Source organism: Vibrio marinisediminis, from assembly GCF_014050145.1.
GTDB classification, from domain to species: Bacteria; Pseudomonadota; Gammaproteobacteria; order Enterobacterales; family Vibrionaceae; genus Vibrio; species Vibrio marinisediminis.
In genome coordinates this window covers 1-227 of sequence record NZ_JACFYF010000424.1, presented here as the reverse complement: position 1 = coordinate 227, position 227 = coordinate 1, and the positions used below count along the sequence as shown (strand labels likewise).

Here is a 227-nt window from a genome sequence, read left to right as displayed (position 1 = left end):
CAGGACCCGACCGTGGCCCAGGTGTCGACCATGGTCCCCTCGTCCACGTAAGCGCCGAGATTGACGAAGGACGGCATCAGCACCACGCCCGGCGCGATATAGGCCGACTTGCGCACCACGCAGCTGGGCACCGCGCGGAAGCCCGCCTTCTCCCAGGCGCCGCTATTCCAGCCGAGGAACTTGCTGTCGACCTTGTCCCACCAGCCGCCGCCCTGGGGGCCGCCCGA

1 protein-coding gene is annotated in these 227 nt (G+C 69.6%); it reads right to left on the bottom strand.

Annotated elements, in window-relative coordinates:
• On the bottom strand, positions 1 to 227 hold a 227-nt coding region (locus H2O73_RS24510), incomplete at both ends, for a hypothetical protein (protein WP_497997527.1).